Annotated in this window: 14 protein-coding genes; 4 read left to right on the top strand and 10 right to left on the bottom strand. The window is 41.9% G+C overall.

Annotated elements, in window-relative coordinates:
* Positions 1-98: 98 nt before the first annotated feature.
* From thrS to KBF71_02415, 4 genes are all read right to left on the bottom strand, one after another.
* On the bottom strand, positions 99-2,072 hold the full coding sequence (thrS, locus tag KBF71_02430) for a threonine--tRNA ligase (GenBank protein ID MBP9877175.1): 1,974 nt from the start codon (positions 2,070-2,072) through the stop codon (positions 99-101).
* A gap of 232 nt (positions 2,073-2,304) precedes the next feature.
* The gene (locus KBF71_02425) at positions 2,305-3,543 is read right to left on the bottom strand and encodes a type II toxin-antitoxin system HipA family toxin (protein MBP9877174.1); all 1,239 of its coding nucleotides are present in this window, start codon (positions 3,541-3,543) and stop codon (positions 2,305-2,307) included.
* A gap of 10 nt (positions 3,544-3,553) precedes the next feature.
* Entirely contained in the window at positions 3,554-3,874 is a 321-nt protein-coding gene (locus tag KBF71_02420; protein MBP9877173.1) for a helix-turn-helix domain-containing protein, read from the bottom strand.
* A 103-nt stretch (positions 3,875-3,977) separates the two neighbouring features.
* On the bottom strand, positions 3,978-5,141 hold the full coding sequence (locus KBF71_02415; protein MBP9877172.1) for a glycosyltransferase family 4 protein: 1,164 nt from the start codon (positions 5,139-5,141) through the stop codon (positions 3,978-3,980).
* Positions 5,142-5,185: 44 nt separating this feature from the next.
* Here KBF71_02415 and KBF71_02410 point away from each other — a divergent pair, with 44 nt between their 5' ends.
* Both KBF71_02410 and KBF71_02405 read left to right on the top strand, forming a co-directional pair.
* The gene (locus KBF71_02410; GenBank protein MBP9877171.1) at positions 5,186-5,935 is read left to right on the top strand and encodes an alpha/beta hydrolase; all 750 of its coding nucleotides are present in this window, start codon (positions 5,186-5,188) and stop codon (positions 5,933-5,935) included.
* Between the two features lie 141 nt (positions 5,936-6,076).
* Positions 6,077-7,684, top strand: a complete 1,608-nt coding sequence (locus KBF71_02405) for a hypothetical protein (protein MBP9877170.1) — start codon at positions 6,077-6,079, stop codon at positions 7,682-7,684.
* A gap of 526 nt (positions 7,685-8,210) precedes the next feature.
* Here the strand turns inward: KBF71_02405 and rpmF are convergent.
* The 5 genes from rpmF to KBF71_02380 form a co-directional block, all read right to left on the bottom strand.
* A complete protein-coding gene (rpmF, locus tag KBF71_02400; GenBank protein ID MBP9877169.1) occupies positions 8,211-8,417 on the bottom strand; it encodes a 50S ribosomal protein L32 in 207 nt (68 codons plus the stop codon).
* Between the two features lie 78 nt (positions 8,418-8,495).
* A complete protein-coding gene (locus KBF71_02395) occupies positions 8,496-9,110 on the bottom strand; it encodes a hypothetical protein (protein ID MBP9877168.1) in 615 nt (204 codons plus the stop codon).
* 43 nt (positions 9,111-9,153) lie between these two features.
* Complete coding sequence (locus tag KBF71_02390) at positions 9,154-9,717, bottom strand: ubiquinol-cytochrome C chaperone (protein MBP9877167.1); 564 nt, start codon at positions 9,715-9,717, stop codon at positions 9,154-9,156.
* A 56-nt stretch (positions 9,718-9,773) separates the two neighbouring features.
* A complete protein-coding gene (locus KBF71_02385; protein MBP9877166.1) occupies positions 9,774-11,675 on the bottom strand; it encodes a glycosyltransferase in 1,902 nt (633 codons plus the stop codon).
* A 9-nt stretch (positions 11,676-11,684) separates the two neighbouring features.
* Positions 11,685-12,488 (bottom strand): hypothetical protein, encoded by an 804-nt coding sequence (locus KBF71_02380; protein ID MBP9877165.1) that lies wholly within the window; start codon positions 12,486-12,488, stop codon positions 11,685-11,687.
* Positions 12,489-12,595: 107 nt separating this feature from the next.
* On the opposite strand from KBF71_02380, the gene KBF71_02375 reads away from it, so the two are divergent.
* Both KBF71_02375 and msrA read left to right on the top strand, forming a co-directional pair.
* Positions 12,596-13,045 carry an outer membrane protein assembly factor BamE gene (locus KBF71_02375; GenBank protein MBP9877164.1) on the top strand — a complete coding sequence of 150 codons (450 nt, stop codon included), beginning with the start codon at positions 12,596-12,598 and terminating at the stop codon, positions 13,043-13,045.
* A 92-nt stretch (positions 13,046-13,137) separates the two neighbouring features.
* The gene (msrA, locus tag KBF71_02370; protein MBP9877163.1) at positions 13,138-13,641 is read left to right on the top strand and encodes a peptide-methionine (S)-S-oxide reductase MsrA; all 504 of its coding nucleotides are present in this window, start codon (positions 13,138-13,140) and stop codon (positions 13,639-13,641) included.
* 204 nt (positions 13,642-13,845) lie between these two features.
* Here msrA and pyk read toward each other — a convergent pair whose 3' ends face one another.
* Entirely contained in the window at positions 13,846-15,258 is a 1,413-nt protein-coding gene (gene pyk / locus KBF71_02365) for a pyruvate kinase (protein ID MBP9877162.1), read from the bottom strand.
* Positions 15,259-15,498: the final 240 nt, after the last annotated feature.

Below are 15,498 nucleotides of genomic sequence, written 5' to 3'. Positions count from 1 at the left end.
ATGAACCAAAGGGTATAATAGCATATTTTTCTTAAAATTATAGCAATAAAAGAAAATTTCCATTTTTTCTTAAAAGAATCCCTGCATAATAGATTCTTTTAAGAAACTTGCATTGGCAAGAGATGCCCGAGTGGTGATCTTGCTTCATCAACCAATTGTGTTAATGCTGTCTCTAGCTCAAGTGTTTCTTGCGTATTGTCACTGCCGAGCCTGCGAAGTGTAATTTTATGCTCATCAGCTTCCTTTTTGCCGAGAACCAAGATCAATGGCACTTTCTGAAGACTATGTTCGCGAATCTTGTAGTTAATTTTTTCGTTTCGATTGTCAAGTTCAACACGAAGACCAGCTTTTTGGAAACGCTCCTTGACCATGAGTGCATAATCATCAACATCATTCGTGATGGTGCAGACAACCATTTGCAATGGCGCAAGCCAAAGTGGAAACTTACCTGCACAATGTTCAATCAAAATCCCGATAAAGCGCTCAAACGTTCCAAGGGCAGCTCTGTGGAGCATCACTGGCCTTTGTTTTGAGCCATCTTCAGCAATATAATGAGCATCAAGACGTTCTGGCAGAACAAAATCGAGCTGGAATGTACCGCACTGCCAATCTCTACCAAGTGTGTCTTTGAGGACAAATTCAAGTTTCGGACCATAGAACGCGCCTTCACCCTTGTTTAGAATGTAGGGATGTCCAAGAGCATCCATTGCTTTTTTGAGGCTTTCTTCTGCTCTGTCCCATGTTTCATCGCTTCCTGCTCTCACTTCCGGACGGTCAGACAATTTAATGATGATATTTTCAAAGCCAAAATCTTTGTAGATTTGATAAAGAAGCTCTGTAAAGAGTTTCGTTTCTTCAAGAATTTGGTCTTCACGGCAGAAAATATGGGCATCGTCTTGTGTAAACTGGCGAACGCGCATAATGCCGTGCATGCTTCCGGATGATTCATTTCGGTGACAGCAGCCAAATTCAGCCATGCGAATCGGTAGATCACGATAGCTTTTGATGCCTTGTTTGAAGATCTGAACATGACAAGGGCAGTTCATCGGCTTTAAGGCAAAGGTTTTGTCTTCCTCTTCCTGATGAATCACGAACATATTTTCGCGGAATTTTTCCCAGTGGCCTGATTTTTCCCACAGCATTTTATCAACCATCTGAGGCGTTTTGACCTCTTGATAGCCGCCATTGTTAAGCCTTTCACGCATATAGTGTTCAATCACGCGCCAGATGGCAAACCCTTTTGGGTGCCAAAAGATGGATCCAACGGCTTCTTCTTGCAAATGAAAGAGGCCAAGTTCTTTGCCTAAGCGGCGATGGTCGCGCTTTTCAGCCTCTTCTAAAAAGGTGAGGTAGGCATCAAGCTCCTTCTTGTCGCGCCAAGCTGTACCGTAAATGCGTTGCAGCATGGCATTGCGGTGATCACCGCGCCAATAGGCGCCAGCAATACTCATCAGTTTGAAGGCTTTGCTAATCTTGCCTGTTGAGGGAAGATGCGGGCCACGACATAAGTCAATCCAGTCGCCTTGACGATAGATAGTGATGGTCTCCGTTTCAGGCAGATCACGAATCAGTTCAGCTTTATACTTTTCGCCTTTCTTTTCAAAGAGTTGGATAGCGTCGTTCCGATCCCAGACTTCGCGCGTAAAGGGCGAATCGCGATCGATGATCTCTGCCATTTTTGTTTCGATCTTTGAAAGATCATCAGGCGTAAAGGGTTCGGCTCTTGCAAAGTCATAATAGAAACCATTTTCGATTGAAGGTCCAATCGTGACTTGCGTTCCTGGAAAGAGCTCTTGAACAGCTTCTGCAAGGATGTGCGCTGTGTCATGACGTAAAAGCTCGAGGGCTTCATCGCTTTTAAGAGTAATGATTTCGATTGAGGCATCTTGATCAATAGGCAATGACAGATCACATAATTTACCATTGATTTTGATTGCCAAAGCAGCTTTTAAAAGGCCTGTGCCGATTGTCGCAGCAATCTCTGTACCTGTCACACCCGCAGAAAAGTTGCGTGTTGTTTGATCAGGCAGCGAAATAAGAATTTGCTTTTGACTGTCTGCATTGGATAGCATTTTAAAAACTCCTTGTTTAATACCAATCGCCATTTTAAAATTCTACTGCTTCACTCGTCTCTTATGTAGGTTAACTACACGGCGTTCCTCGTTCATAGTATAATTTTATCTGGCGTTTGGTATAAGATTAGACATAATTGTCACTGCCAGTAGCAGTATCTTTCAGCTTAATTTTGAAAAAATAGAAAAACAAGTAAAATCTTACTTTTGGAGAGATTGTTGAAGAAAAATTTTATATTTCTAAGTTAAATGCGGAGGCCATCCGGTCACATTCTTTTTTTGAGAGGCCAAGAGATGATGCGACATTTCGCCATTCTGAAACAGTGGTATGGACTTCATTTATAATTTGAATGGCTTTTTCCTCAGAAAGTCTGAATTCTTTAATGACGCTCATTGCATTATCAATAGATGCAAAATGATTATTAAAATGAATCGCTGTCGTAAGAACATGTGCTTTTAAATCAATCGGTGTAGGGTTCAGGTCAAAAGCTGGTGATAACCGCCATCCCTTGTGTCGTGCATAGAGAAAGCCATGATTACGCAAATGATCATCAGTGTTGGATATCATAATTGTAAAAATAATGCGTCTCCAGAGTTCTGACATATCTGCCGTTGGTTCTGCCCCATTTTGTGCGATTGCATAGGCCAGTTCAATATAAGAATGTTCCTCGTTATCTTGTGCGCCAAGCATGCTCATTGCAGAAAGATATGGAATGCGTTGTTCTTTATTGCGATCAAATCGTCTGATAATTAAAACAGGCTTGTCTTGAATGATCTCTAATCTCCAGTCGGGTGTTTGAATTCCGGCCATTCTTGCGAGTTTCAAAGCAACAGCTTCCCACAGTACAACGTTAAATTCATCATCTTTTCTAGGGAATTTAGCGATCGCAAGGCTGTTATCTCTATCTCGAACTGAAGCTTTAGGACGCGCACCACCAAGAGATGATCCAGGAGCTAATAAGAGTCTTATATCCTCAGCGCTTTCATCGTCTTTTACAAATCGTTCACTTGCAGATAAAAGGCGAGGAAGTGAAATAAGTGGTGGAATGGCTGAATGAAGATTGGATTGTAGGAAAACAGTGTCATCCGGTTCAATTGAAAATCGTAAAGCGCCTTGACGTGCCTCATCATTGACGCCTAATAGATAATCAGATTCTAAAAGCGTAATAGGGTGTCTCTGTTCAGTTTTTGCTTTTAAAATTTCAGCTCGCCGCATTAGAACTCTGCCCCATCGATCTGGGGCGGAATCTCCAATGGCACCAAAAAGATGAACGTCATTTCTGGTGTGGAATGAGCCTTCTGTTAGTTTTAAGGCAGGCTCGAGGGCAAATCTTTCGGGATGGTTCAGCCAGTTTTTATCATATTCAAAAGATGCGCTTTCTCGAGCACCACGTACATGAAACCAGAGTGTGCCGACGCGCATTGTATCGGCACCAAGGTCAATAGAAACGATAATTTTTGTGTCAGACATTTTGGCGCTTTCATTTTGCCTTGCGGGGTAGGCGAACTCTTTGAGGAAGTCTCTCTTCCTCAAGTTGGCGCCCAATAAGGTCGTGTTTTGCATCCATTAAATCACTGAGTTGATTTGTCATGTCAAGCACAAATAGAACAGAAGCATAACTGGCAATTGAAGTTGCCGGCTCTCCTTTTTCGATTTTTTGGATAGTTGATCTAGAAAGGCCCGCTCTTTCAGCCATGAGTTTCGTTGTAATACGTCTGCGTTTGCGCGCATCACTTATCCCAAGGCCTAAATTCTTGAGAGCATTGATAACAGGAAGAGGTAAGTGAGGTTTTTTTTTCATTAATGTCTCATATAGCAGTCTTTAAATTGTATAATGACTATTATAACGTACATTAAATAAGATGTCAAATTTTTTAAGATCCAAACCAATCGCCATTTCTAAATCAGCAAAGTGTCTTGTACAATTCGAGTGTTTTTTGACACATAATGCGGATATCAAAAGTTGATGCTGCGAATGTACGGGCTTTTTTTTCTTTTTCACGACGCTCATCATCAGGCATAGAAAGGATTGTTTCAATGCAAGCTGCAAGGCCTTTCGGATCATCACTTTTGACAAGGTAGCCTGTTTCATTTTCAATGATTGTTTCATGAGCAGCGCCGTTTTCCGTCACAATGACAAGACGTTCCATGGCCTCAGCTTCTACAATAACGCGTCCAAAGGCTTCGGCTTCAAGTGAAATGCTTAAAACAAGATCTGAGAGCGTATAAGCAAGAGGCATATTTGCGCAATGATCAATAAAACGCACTTGATCGATGAGGCCGTAAAAAGTTGCTCTCTCGATCAGGCTTTGTTTGTAGGCTTTTCGGCCCTGATCACTTCCGACAAATACAATCATCCAATCCTTTGAGGTGAGGTATTTCAAAGCTTCAAGGGCAAACGTTTGTCCCTTCCAATGGGTGAGGCGCGCTGGCATCAGAATGATTCTTTTCCCCTCAGGGATAACCCAGGTTTTTTTGAGAGCAGAGATGTCTTCATCACTGATATTGTCAGGATTGAAGTGATCTAAATCAACGCCACGATAAATGCGCGTGAGTTTAGATTCAGGCACTTTGTAGTTGGACAGTACGTAATTGGCCACATAGTCTGAGTTGGCAATAACGCGATCAGCTCTGCCCATGACTGAATTGTAGAATAATTTGAGTTTACTCTTGAATTTGTAAGGCGAGTGAAAGGTTGTCACATAAGGGATGCCTGTTAATTTTGAAGCAAGATAACAACTCCAAGCCGGCGCTCTGGAGCGTGCGTGAATGATTTTTACGCTTTTTGACTTGATGAGAAAGGCAAGGCGAATCGCATTGATCATGATCAAAATTGGATTTTTTGTATAGACATTCCAGGTGAAACAGTCGATTTGCATCTTTTCCATCTCTGTTTCAAGTCGTCCGCCACCTGAGCAAACTAAAGGTGTTGCGCCTGCTTCAAGCAGCGCAGTTGCGATTTCAAGCGTTGTTCTCTCCGCCCCGCCGACACCCAAATGAGGAATCACTTGTAAAATGATATCATCCTTTTTAAACTGGGGGTAGGGGTGGGCTAATTGATTCTGCATGTATCACCTGATGACTGTTTGACCACTTTGAAAGGGTTTTTGAGATGTCGCATTCTTTGTTTTTAAATCATCATAACCATAGCATAGCCTATGAGCATCATAAAGGAAAAACACCTGGCGTTGTTTTCTTGAGTGGTTTTAGATCGGATATGACAGGCACCAAAGCCCAAGCTCTCAAAGACCATTGCAAAGAGCATAATATCTCCTATACCTGTTTTGATTACACAGGGCACGGCTCTTCAACGGGTGACTTTTTAGAGCTCTCCATTGGGGATTGGATTGCTGATGCCCTTGCGATTTTGGATGAAGTGACAGAAGGTCCGCAAATTCTGATCGGCTCATCAATGGGCGGTTGGATTATGCTGCATTTAGCTCTCTTAAGGCCGCATCGTGTCGCGGGATTGATTGGTATTGCGCCTGCGCCTGATTTTACAGAAAATGAGATTCGCAAAAAGCTACCGCCAAAGCAATTGCAAGAGATTGAAAAGAATGGCGTTTTGCATTTGCCATCTTGCTATGATGATTCAACTTTCCCAATCACAAAGAAATTACTGGAAGAAGGCAGAGAGCATTTATTGCTCACCCATGATGTGATTCCCATTGAGTGCCCTGTTTCCATTTTGCATGGCATGAAAGATGTTGATGTACCTTATCAAAACAGCATTGTCCTGGCGGATAAATTGAAGACTGACAAGGTGAAATTGACTTTTGTGAAGGATGGTGATCATCGCTTCTCAGCCGCAGAAAACCTAGCTTTACTCTTCCGAGAGGTGAGGGAGATGCGGGGTTTGTGAAAAAAAATCCCACAGAGAGCCGCATTTTATGGTATAAAGAAAGTAAGGGGAGAGGTGAGCTTTTTCTATATTGACAAAGCAGGGCAGAATTGATATTCATGCCGACAGTATTAATCATGTCAAAAAGAGAAGGAAAAGCGAATGTCATTTGTCCAAAAAAGCACAAGTTCAGAAAATATCGATCGTTTAGCAGGTAATCCTCAAGAGGTTGTTTCGGTAACGGTAAGTGTGCCAGATAGTGGCGCTAAAGTGAGTGAGAGTTCTGATTCGGAAAATCCGGTCTCTCTGTTTGAGATGAAAGCCGCTGTTGCTTCTGGAGATGAAGGAAAGACGGTAGCAGAGATCTTATATCGTGAGATTGGGTTTAAGGGTGATATCTTTTTAAAGTATCCGAAGTTTCTTAAAAAGATTGGGAGTCTTCCGGATGACAGAAAAAAAGTTCTGGTTTCTTTTTTCAATGACATGTCTGATTTGGCTTCATTGTCAGACTATTTTTTTGGGTATGATCATTTTGAAGAAGGCCAGCATGATACGTGGGAGGCTTTTTTTGGAATGCCGTCACACAAATTGCAAGCCCTGATACCTGTGGCTCAAAATATTCTGAGCCAGGTTGATCAATTTATTGACGACGATGTTTCTTTAAGAAGAGATGAGGGCGAAGTAGATGCTGAAGGTCATGCTGTTTTAAAAAAGAGTAGTGTGAGAGTCCATTTTATGCATTATCTCGCAATCATTTCAGAATTGCCTCAAGATTTGTGGGAGAAAGCGACGGTTCTTCTAAGAAGCATGTTGATATATACAGCTTTGTCATGGAATGATAGGCATCATTTCCTCTTTGATCCAGATAGCCTTGAGGTTTTGGTGCGCTTTTTTAAAAATAAGGACATTCGAGAAATAGGCGCATTTGTTGAACAACGTTTTGCGTATTTTGATCAGTTCTGTGAACGTCTCCCGAATCAACGTGCTAGTGGTTTAGATTTTGCATTTTTGGTGAATTTAATTCCACTTGAGATTCTGGTTCCTTTTTATCAAAGGGTTGAGCAATTATTTAAAGAAAGCGAATTGCCTGTAATACAGTCAGATCTGGAGAGTCACACATGGGATTTTTTCTTAGGTTTATTGTCAGAGATGTATGTTGGTCCCAATTCCCTCCAAAATTTAGAGACTAATTTTTGGATTTTTCAGCAATTTAAAAAAGGGATGACTCTGAGTGACATTGGTTTTGCAGGATATATTATTCTGCCTCTATTGTCTTTAATGTCATTTCCAGAGGAGCAAGTTGCGCTTCTGAAGAGTGCAGAGTCGGCTGTTTTAAAGATCACATCTTTTGAAACGCGATTTTACTTTTTAAAACTTTTACTCAACTTACCGATTGAGGCTCAGCATAAGTTAGTTGAGTTCAGTCAGAATGAAGATCAATGGTTTGATTTAGTATCAGCGCTTGATAATGTTATGGCTGAAGATAATTCAGAAGGCTTAGACTCAGACTCAGACTCAGGTCCGGGTTTTGATCTTGCTCTCAATTTTCTTTACGTAATTGTGTATCGCATGAATTTTGATATGGATGAGCTTAAGAGCTATTGGACAAAAGTGTTAAATGGGTCTGATGATGGGAAGGCACACTTTTTATATGAATATTTCGACATGTCGGATTTATCTGAGGAGCATGACGACTTTATGCGCGAATTGGATGCAGCAGGCATTCGACTTGGCTATTTGGATGCAGAGGGGCAGTCTTATTATAGCTAGGCCGTGGAGAAAAGGGTTTGAGAAATCTACCCATATCGTCATGGTGAGGAGCGACTTGTCGCGACGCCTGTCCCGCCGAAGCTTTAGCGTAGGAGGACGACCATCCAGAAATCTCTCAACAGTGTCTTACGTTGATCCTTCAGGACTGGATCCTCGCGGCCCGCCTTGCGGGCCTCAGGATGACGAGGATCAAGTAAAATAACAACATGTGTGTCATGCTGAATTTATTCTAGCAACTCTCTGTCATCTGCGTGTTCGCTATTTTTCATCCCTGCGAAGGTGTATAGTAACGGATGATTGCATGGGCAATAGATCCGTCATTGCGAGGAGCGTCAGCGACGTGGCAATCTTTTCTTTCAGGTCCATGAGATTGCCACGCTCGTTTCACTCGCTCGCAATGACGTTTTTTTGTATTACCATCGGCGTTTTTATATGGCAACGGATCAACATAAAAATCATGCCGAAAATAAATTCGGCATGATTTTTAGAAATTTGGAATAATTTTTGAAACTTTAGTCTGAAAGGCTTATGCCGCGTTTTCGTCAGTTGAGTTCATGTCTGTGTGAGACACAACTTCACGTCCGTCATAAAAACCACATTCATGACATACGTGGTGAGGTCTTTTGAGTTCGCCACAGTTTTTGCATTCGTTCATTGATGATGGAACGAGAGCGTGATGTGAGCGACGCATATCTCTTTTTGACTTGCTGGTTTTTCTCTTTGGAACTGCCATTTTTACACCTATTTTAACTTTTTAAGAAAATCTGAATGTTCATTTCTACCTTAAAAATTTAAAAATCTCAAGCTTTTTCTAAGATTTTTTTTCGATTTTAAGATTTTCTAGCTTTTTAAAGGGGTTTTCAGTCGATTTGACCGTGTCAAACTTCTGCGACATTGCATCAAATGCCTCGTTGAGTTCGTTTAAATCCATCATCTCGATCTTCGGAAAAACTTCAATTTCGAGCACGAGGTACTGAATGGCAATGTCGCCCACATCTAAAAATCCATGATGGATCATCTCAAAGTCATCTTCAGATGAGATGCCGTGGTTGATGAGGTCTTCAAAATAAGCTGCTTCCATCTTGGCATGAAGCTCAGGGCTTACATATCGCACATCGAACTCACCCTCATATGTTTGCGGGAGTAGGGCATCTGTATTCACACATTTTTGTGTGTAGTCGGCTTTTAAAACAAAATGGACATCAATTGTTGTGTCGCGTTTGACTGTGTTTGGGAAAACTTCAAGCTCAAGATTTTCAACAGATACAACATTCAAAAAAACTGCAAGAGAGGCTCTTTCAGTTATCGTTGCTTTGAAAAGCGAAGAAGGACCTTCCCCCGGTAGCTGCAAATCGCGCATTCTGAGCTTGGGGTGAAAAAGATGAGCGGGTTCTTTGCTCTCGGTGTTTTTTTGATTGTCTTGCATTCGTTTTTCCTTAGTATCTATAGATGCTGGTATTCTATAGGTTTCAGTTTAAATTTTCAAGGAAATTCAATGGATAGAGGGGGTTTTTATTCATAAGAGATCTAAAAGAGTCTGTTTGCAGGAGTTTGATTTGATTCTGGGTGTAGAGAGCAAGCCTGTTTGCAACCATTTGATGTTGATCATTTAAGTTGTAAATGTTTTTGAGAATGGCTTGTGTGAGATCAGCTGTTGCAGCTGCGTTTGGTTTTGCGAGAGCATCATCATAAGCAAAGGCTCGGCCATAGAAAGATTCAGCCATTTTTTTAACTTTTTTACCAACAGAAAGATCACCAACGCCCATTTCTCTGAAATTGCGATCCATATCGGCGAAGAATGTGTCGAATAGGTCTTGACAGAATTGATCATCAGTTTCTGATTTTCCTTTAAAGAGATGGATGATCATAAAAACATGCAGCAGAATCATTTCGAAACGGCCATCGATTGTATCAGGGATATGAAGGTCTGTGTAGAATGCAGGCTGACGTGCTTGCGCAACGAGCTTGCTGTAAAAGACAAACATATCTTCTTTTGAATAGGGTTGTTGTTTTTGTTTTTTAAAAAGGAACATGTGGCCTCCGTGCAATTTGTTTTTAAAATACTGCATTCAGCCCAAAAAGGGAAAGATTATTTTGTGGGTTCTTTTTGCTCTTCAGCAAATTTTTTGGAAACGCCATGCTGTGTTTTTTCCCATTTGAAAGGCTGGAAAATGAGTTGGAAGAGAGCGCGATAGCAAGCCATGCCAATGAATAACCAATAGAAAGGAGAGGCAAAAGAGTAATGACTTAGGTCATAGAGTTTTGCTTTGAGCGAGGCGATGAAGATCATGATGACAACAACAACGGTACCCATGATGAGGTTCACTTCACCAAAGAGTCTCATGAATTCAGTGAAAACAGCATGCTCTAGTTTTGTGTCAAAAAGATAACTGAGAAGCATGATGATGGAGTAGGTGATGTAACTGAGGCTCATGGCAATGCCGCCCATAATCAGAAAATTGAAACTCAAGTAGTTTTTAAGGCCAATCTTTTTGATCAGTTTGAAAGGGTGGCGATTGTGTACCAGAAGTGTTTGCATATGGCCTTTGTTCCATCTGGTACGTTGCTTGATCCAATTGATAAATTCAACAGGGGCTTCTTCTAGCGTATGAGGCGGAAGCATCTTTGTTCTGTAACCCAATTGTGAAATACGAAGGCCAAGATCAGCATCTTCGGTCATATTGTACGGATCCCAGGCGAGCATTTCATGAAGAAACTTTGTTTTAAAGTGATTGCTTGTGCCGCCTAAAGGGATTGGCATATTGTACAAATCGAGAGCAGGCATGATGAGTTCATACCAATATGAATATTCAAGCGTGAACATTTTTGTGAAAAAGTTCTCTTTAGAATTATAAAAATTGAGCCGGCATTGATAGCAGGCGATATCTGTTTCACCTCGTTCATCTGCTTCTTTGTACACAGAATAGACATAGCGGAGTTGATTTGGATCAGGATCATCCTCAGCATCAAAAACAGTGACATACTCGCCTCTCACGAATTTCAAGGCATAATTGCAAGCTTTTGGTTTTGTCTTTGGGCCGCCAGGAGGCACGACAATAATTTCGTAGTAAGACGCAATGCGGAGCTTTTTGAAGATTTCAATTGTTTCAAGATCATCTTCTTCAAGCACAATTTTGATGTCGAGTTTTTCTTTGGGGTAATCGAGTTTGTCAAGGTTTTTAACCAGATTTGAAAGGGTTGTCTCATTTTCTTTATAGATCGCAACCATAATCGAATAGATGGGCAGCTCATCATCCGTTGCCATTCGGGTTGGGACGATATTGTTCTGCTTTATAAAAAGGCCAGTCACTGCTAAAAAGAGCCGAAAGACAAGGGCAATGAAGATATAAAGATTGACTGCAAAATTGATATAAAAAAGACCTTGAAACGGGAAAAAGTAGCAATAGACAACCATCATAACCAAAGAAACGCTAATGAGTGTTCCCTGAATGCGGGTAAAGGTTTGTTTGGCGGAATATTCACGATACTGCGTTAAAAGCCCATTGACGCTATCGTTGATATAGTCTTTACCAAAGATTTTTGAGACTGCCCATAGGATGTCGAATTTTGATGTAATCACAATCTCAGTCTTTGGGCCCCATTTTTGACGGATACGATCAAAGTTTATAGGTGAGGGATTGGCTGTTGCAACAACGATATGGCCTGCGCGTTTTTGAAAAGGTATTGTGAGGGAGGTGAAATAATCTTCACGTTCAACCATATTTAAAATATTGATATCAATTTCATCGGTGGTGAAATTAACGAACCTCAGATTGTATTGCAGAGCGAGCTGCTGGTAATATTCAAGCGGACGCAGATTTTCATTAAAGAGGAGAATGTCTCCAATTTGTGAGCCCGTTTGGGCCTGCAGTTTAAGCGCATCTTTGAGTTGTTTTTTTGTGATGAGGCCAGCTTCAACAAGCCTTTCTCCAAATTTCATTTTTGGAGTGGTTTCAGCATTTTGAGGATTCTCTTCGTCTATTAATGCCATGTGAGGTGCCTAAAATTCTGTCCAAAGGGATAGGAAGGGCTCGGAGCCTATTGCGATTCTGCGACCATAGATGGCGCGTTTATACCCAAGCTGCAGAGAGATATGATCTGTGAAACGATGGGTGATGCTCGGTGCGATTTCAGCAAGGTCGTAATCTGAGTAAGGCCTGTGGTGCTGATTGCGTGGGCTGATCTTATTCAGGCTCTCAATCATGAAGAGCCATTTTTTTGTCCCAGTTTCGATCCCGAATTTCATATCGAAGCGAATTTGATCGGCATTTCTGCCTGGATTGTAGCGATAGGCAACGGATGTATCAAAAAAGTTCACACCATTTAACCAGTTTGTCCAATATTGTCCATAGAAGAGGCGAGGCTCATAACCTGGTTGATGGCCCTGTACGCCTTTGAATCTTTTTTCAACATCATGGAAATTAATCAGAAATTGTCCTGAGATAATCTTTTGGTCCCATTTGTGGATTTTATAGTGTCCCCAAAATTCGACCTCGTTGAAAGCATGGCGATTTGAGCCATGTTCAGGATTTGTGAAAAGATAGGTGACGTTATTGCCAACAGAAATTGTATCGGTAAGCCCATATTCCATGAAGTTTTCGATTTTGGTTTCACGGTAATGGTCTTCATTTTTGGTATGGTTGTTTTTGGTCCAGCTTTTGTCAAAATCAAAATGCCTGAGCGTTGTTGCCGTAAAAAGACTCCCCTTTTGGCGTCCCCATGCATCAGCAAAAGCTTGATTTGCAGAAAGGCAGGATAATAAGAGCGCTGCACTTGTGAGAGATATTTTAAAAAAGTGTGGCATGATGCAAGAGCCTTTTTAGAGGATTGGGTTTCTTATTTATTTTACTTTGATTCGGTCACTATGCTAGCATATACTTACTTAAAGTTGAATAAACATAGGATGAATGAATGTATCGTCAGTCTCAAAAGTTTTTTACCCTCTTTTCAGTCGCTGTGATGAGTTTTGCCTTGCAAGGTTGTTTTGAAAGGTATCAGACCCACGGACATAAGGTTGATCCTGATCGCTTAACTGAAGTTCAAATCGGACAAAGCAATATGGCTGAGGTGCGCGATATCCTAGGTCCGCCAACCAATAGCGGTAGCTTTGATCGACAATCAATGTACTACATTTTTCAATTCACAGAACATAAAGCCTTCCTCAATCCAAAAGTGCTCGAAAGACAAATTGTCAGAGTCGATTTTGATGATAATGAAATCGTCAAAGATATAAAAATTGTTGATGAACAGCAAGGCAAACATTTAGAGCTTGTTGAGCGCGAAACGCCAACCTCAGGTAAAAATCTCAACGTATTCCAGCAGATGCTTGGGAATGTGGGCAAATTCCGCAAAGACAAATAAAAATGGATCAGAGAAGAGGAACTCCGTCTTCACTTCGTCACTTGTGTAGGTCACCTACACACTTGTTATCATAAACATGAGGAAATCAAATCATGGATCATAATGAAGAAAAAGCCATCTTGGCTGGAGGATGCTTCTGGGGTATGCAAGATTTGATTCGCAAAATCCCAGGCGTTATTCGGACACGCGTTGGCTATAGTGGCGGTGATATTCCCTATGCAACATACCGCGATCATGGTACACATGCAGAAGCAATCGAAGTTATATTTGATCCAGACATTTTGAGTTACAGGGGATTGTTAGAATATTTCTTTCAGATCCATGATCCAACAACGCTCAATCGTCAAGGGAATGACCTTGGCACCTCTTATCGCTCTGCAATCTATTACACATCAGATGAGCAAAGATATACAGCTGAAGATACAATTTCTGATGTGAATGCATCGAGTCTTTGGCCAGGCCGCGTGGTGACAGAAGTTGAACCAGCTGGTGATTTCTGGGAGGCTGAACCTGAGCACCAAGACTACTTGGAGAAATACCCTGAAGGGTATACGTGCCATTTTCCAAGGACTGGTTGGGTGTTGCGGAAAAGGTGATAATACCAAACAGAGACTGCTGCAAAAGTCAAACGCCGTCACTCAGAGGGCCTAAAAGGCCTGTGGAGTCTCTGCAGTCTCACCACATAAATTTATCTAAGTTTTTGATTTTATGGGATTCCACGCCACCTCTTGAGGAGGTGGCTCTGAATGACGAGTGGATAAATAGTATCCTTGATTTATACTTCAGATTCTCCTTTGCCCTCAAACCCAGGAAACTCTCAGCACATTTGTATTGCCGGGCGTGCCAAAAGGGATGCCAGCAGTGATTACCAATCGCTGACCTTTGTGTGCAAGATCATGCCTCACTGCAACCTCTGATGAGAGTTCTGTAATTTCGATGAACTCTTTGATGTCTTTACAAATCACAGGATAGACGGCATAGCAAAGGCAAAGGCGCCGGGCTGTTTTTAAATTAGATGTCATGGATAAGATTTGAACATGAGGACGCTCTCTGGCTGCACGCAGGGTTGTAAAGCCTGATGTTGTGTAGGTGACAAGGGCTGCGGCTTCAATCTTTTGAGCAACATCGATTGCGGCTGTTGTAATCGCATCAGCAAGATTGTGATCAGATTCAAGGGTGCGCATCTGAATCTGTTGCTGATATTCTTCATCCTCTTCAACGCGGCGTGTAATGCGATCCATGTAAGACACAGCTTCAAGTGGGAATTCACCAGAGGCGGTTTCCGCAGAAAGCATAACAGCATCAGCACCATCGTAAACAGCTGTTGCAACATCAGATGCTTCTGCACGTGTTGGAGTTGGTGATGAAATCATGGATTCCAGCATTTGCGTTGCCACAATCACTGGCTTTCCAGCCATGCGGCTTTTGTGGATGATTCTTTTTTGGAGAGTGGGAACATCTTCGGCAGGGAGTTCAACGCCAAGATCGCCCCGCGCAACCATGAGAGCATCGGATAGATCAATCAATTCATCAAGATAATCAATCGCAGAGGGTTTTTCGAGTTTCACAATGAGAGAGGCTCTGCCCGCAATGAGTCTGCGTGCTTCCGCAATATCTTGCGGTCGCTGTACAAAGGAAAGAGCAATGAAGTCAACACCAAGATCAAGAGCAAAAGCAAGATCGTTTTGATCTTTTTCAGTGAGAGGTGAGATCGGTAAAATAAGGCCTGGGACATTGACTCCCTTGCGGTCAGAGAGTGTTTTGCCAGCAAGAACAATGCAGTCTGCAAAATCAGCGCCATGTTTTTTGACTTCGAGCTGCACTTTGCCATCATCAAGAAGAAGTTTTGCCCCTGTTTCGAGAACTTCAAATATTTCAGGATGAGGCAGGCACACGCGCGTTTCATCTCCGGGATCAGGATTAAGATCGAGCCTGAAAGCTTGACCAACGGTTAAGTGTATTTTTTTAGCTGCGAAGGAGGTGATGCGTAATTTAGGTCCTTGCAGATCAGCAATGATACAGATGGGATGATTTTTTTTATCTTCAATCTGACGAATTGTTTCATAGACAATTGCGTGATTTTCATGAGTGCCGTGGCTAAAATTAAGGCGAAAGATGGTAACGCCTTTGTCAAATAAGGCTTCGATCATCTCAGGACTTTGACTAGCTGGCCCAAGAGTAGCAACGATTTTCGTGAAGCGATTTTTTTTCATGATGATAAAGGTCCTATGGTCATCTTTCCATCATAGGACGTTTGTGGCGGGCTTTCAAAAGAAAAGTGAGGGTGTGCTCTGAGTGATAGATTTAAGAAATATAAAGAGTCGTCACTCAGAGCCCTCCTCCAGGAGGGCGTGGAGTCTCTTCAGAGTGTAAAAATAAGTGCAATTTTAATTGATGTATTACTGAGATTCCACGTCGCCCCTTGTGGGGGCGACTCTGAATGACGGTTAAGT

It is taken from the genome of Alphaproteobacteria bacterium, from assembly GCA_018063245.1.
Lineage (GTDB): Bacteria > Pseudomonadota > Alphaproteobacteria > JAGPBS01 > JAGPBS01 > JAGPBS01.
The sequence above is the reverse complement of the archived record's forward strand: the minus strand, read 5'-3'. Positions and strand labels throughout refer to the sequence as shown.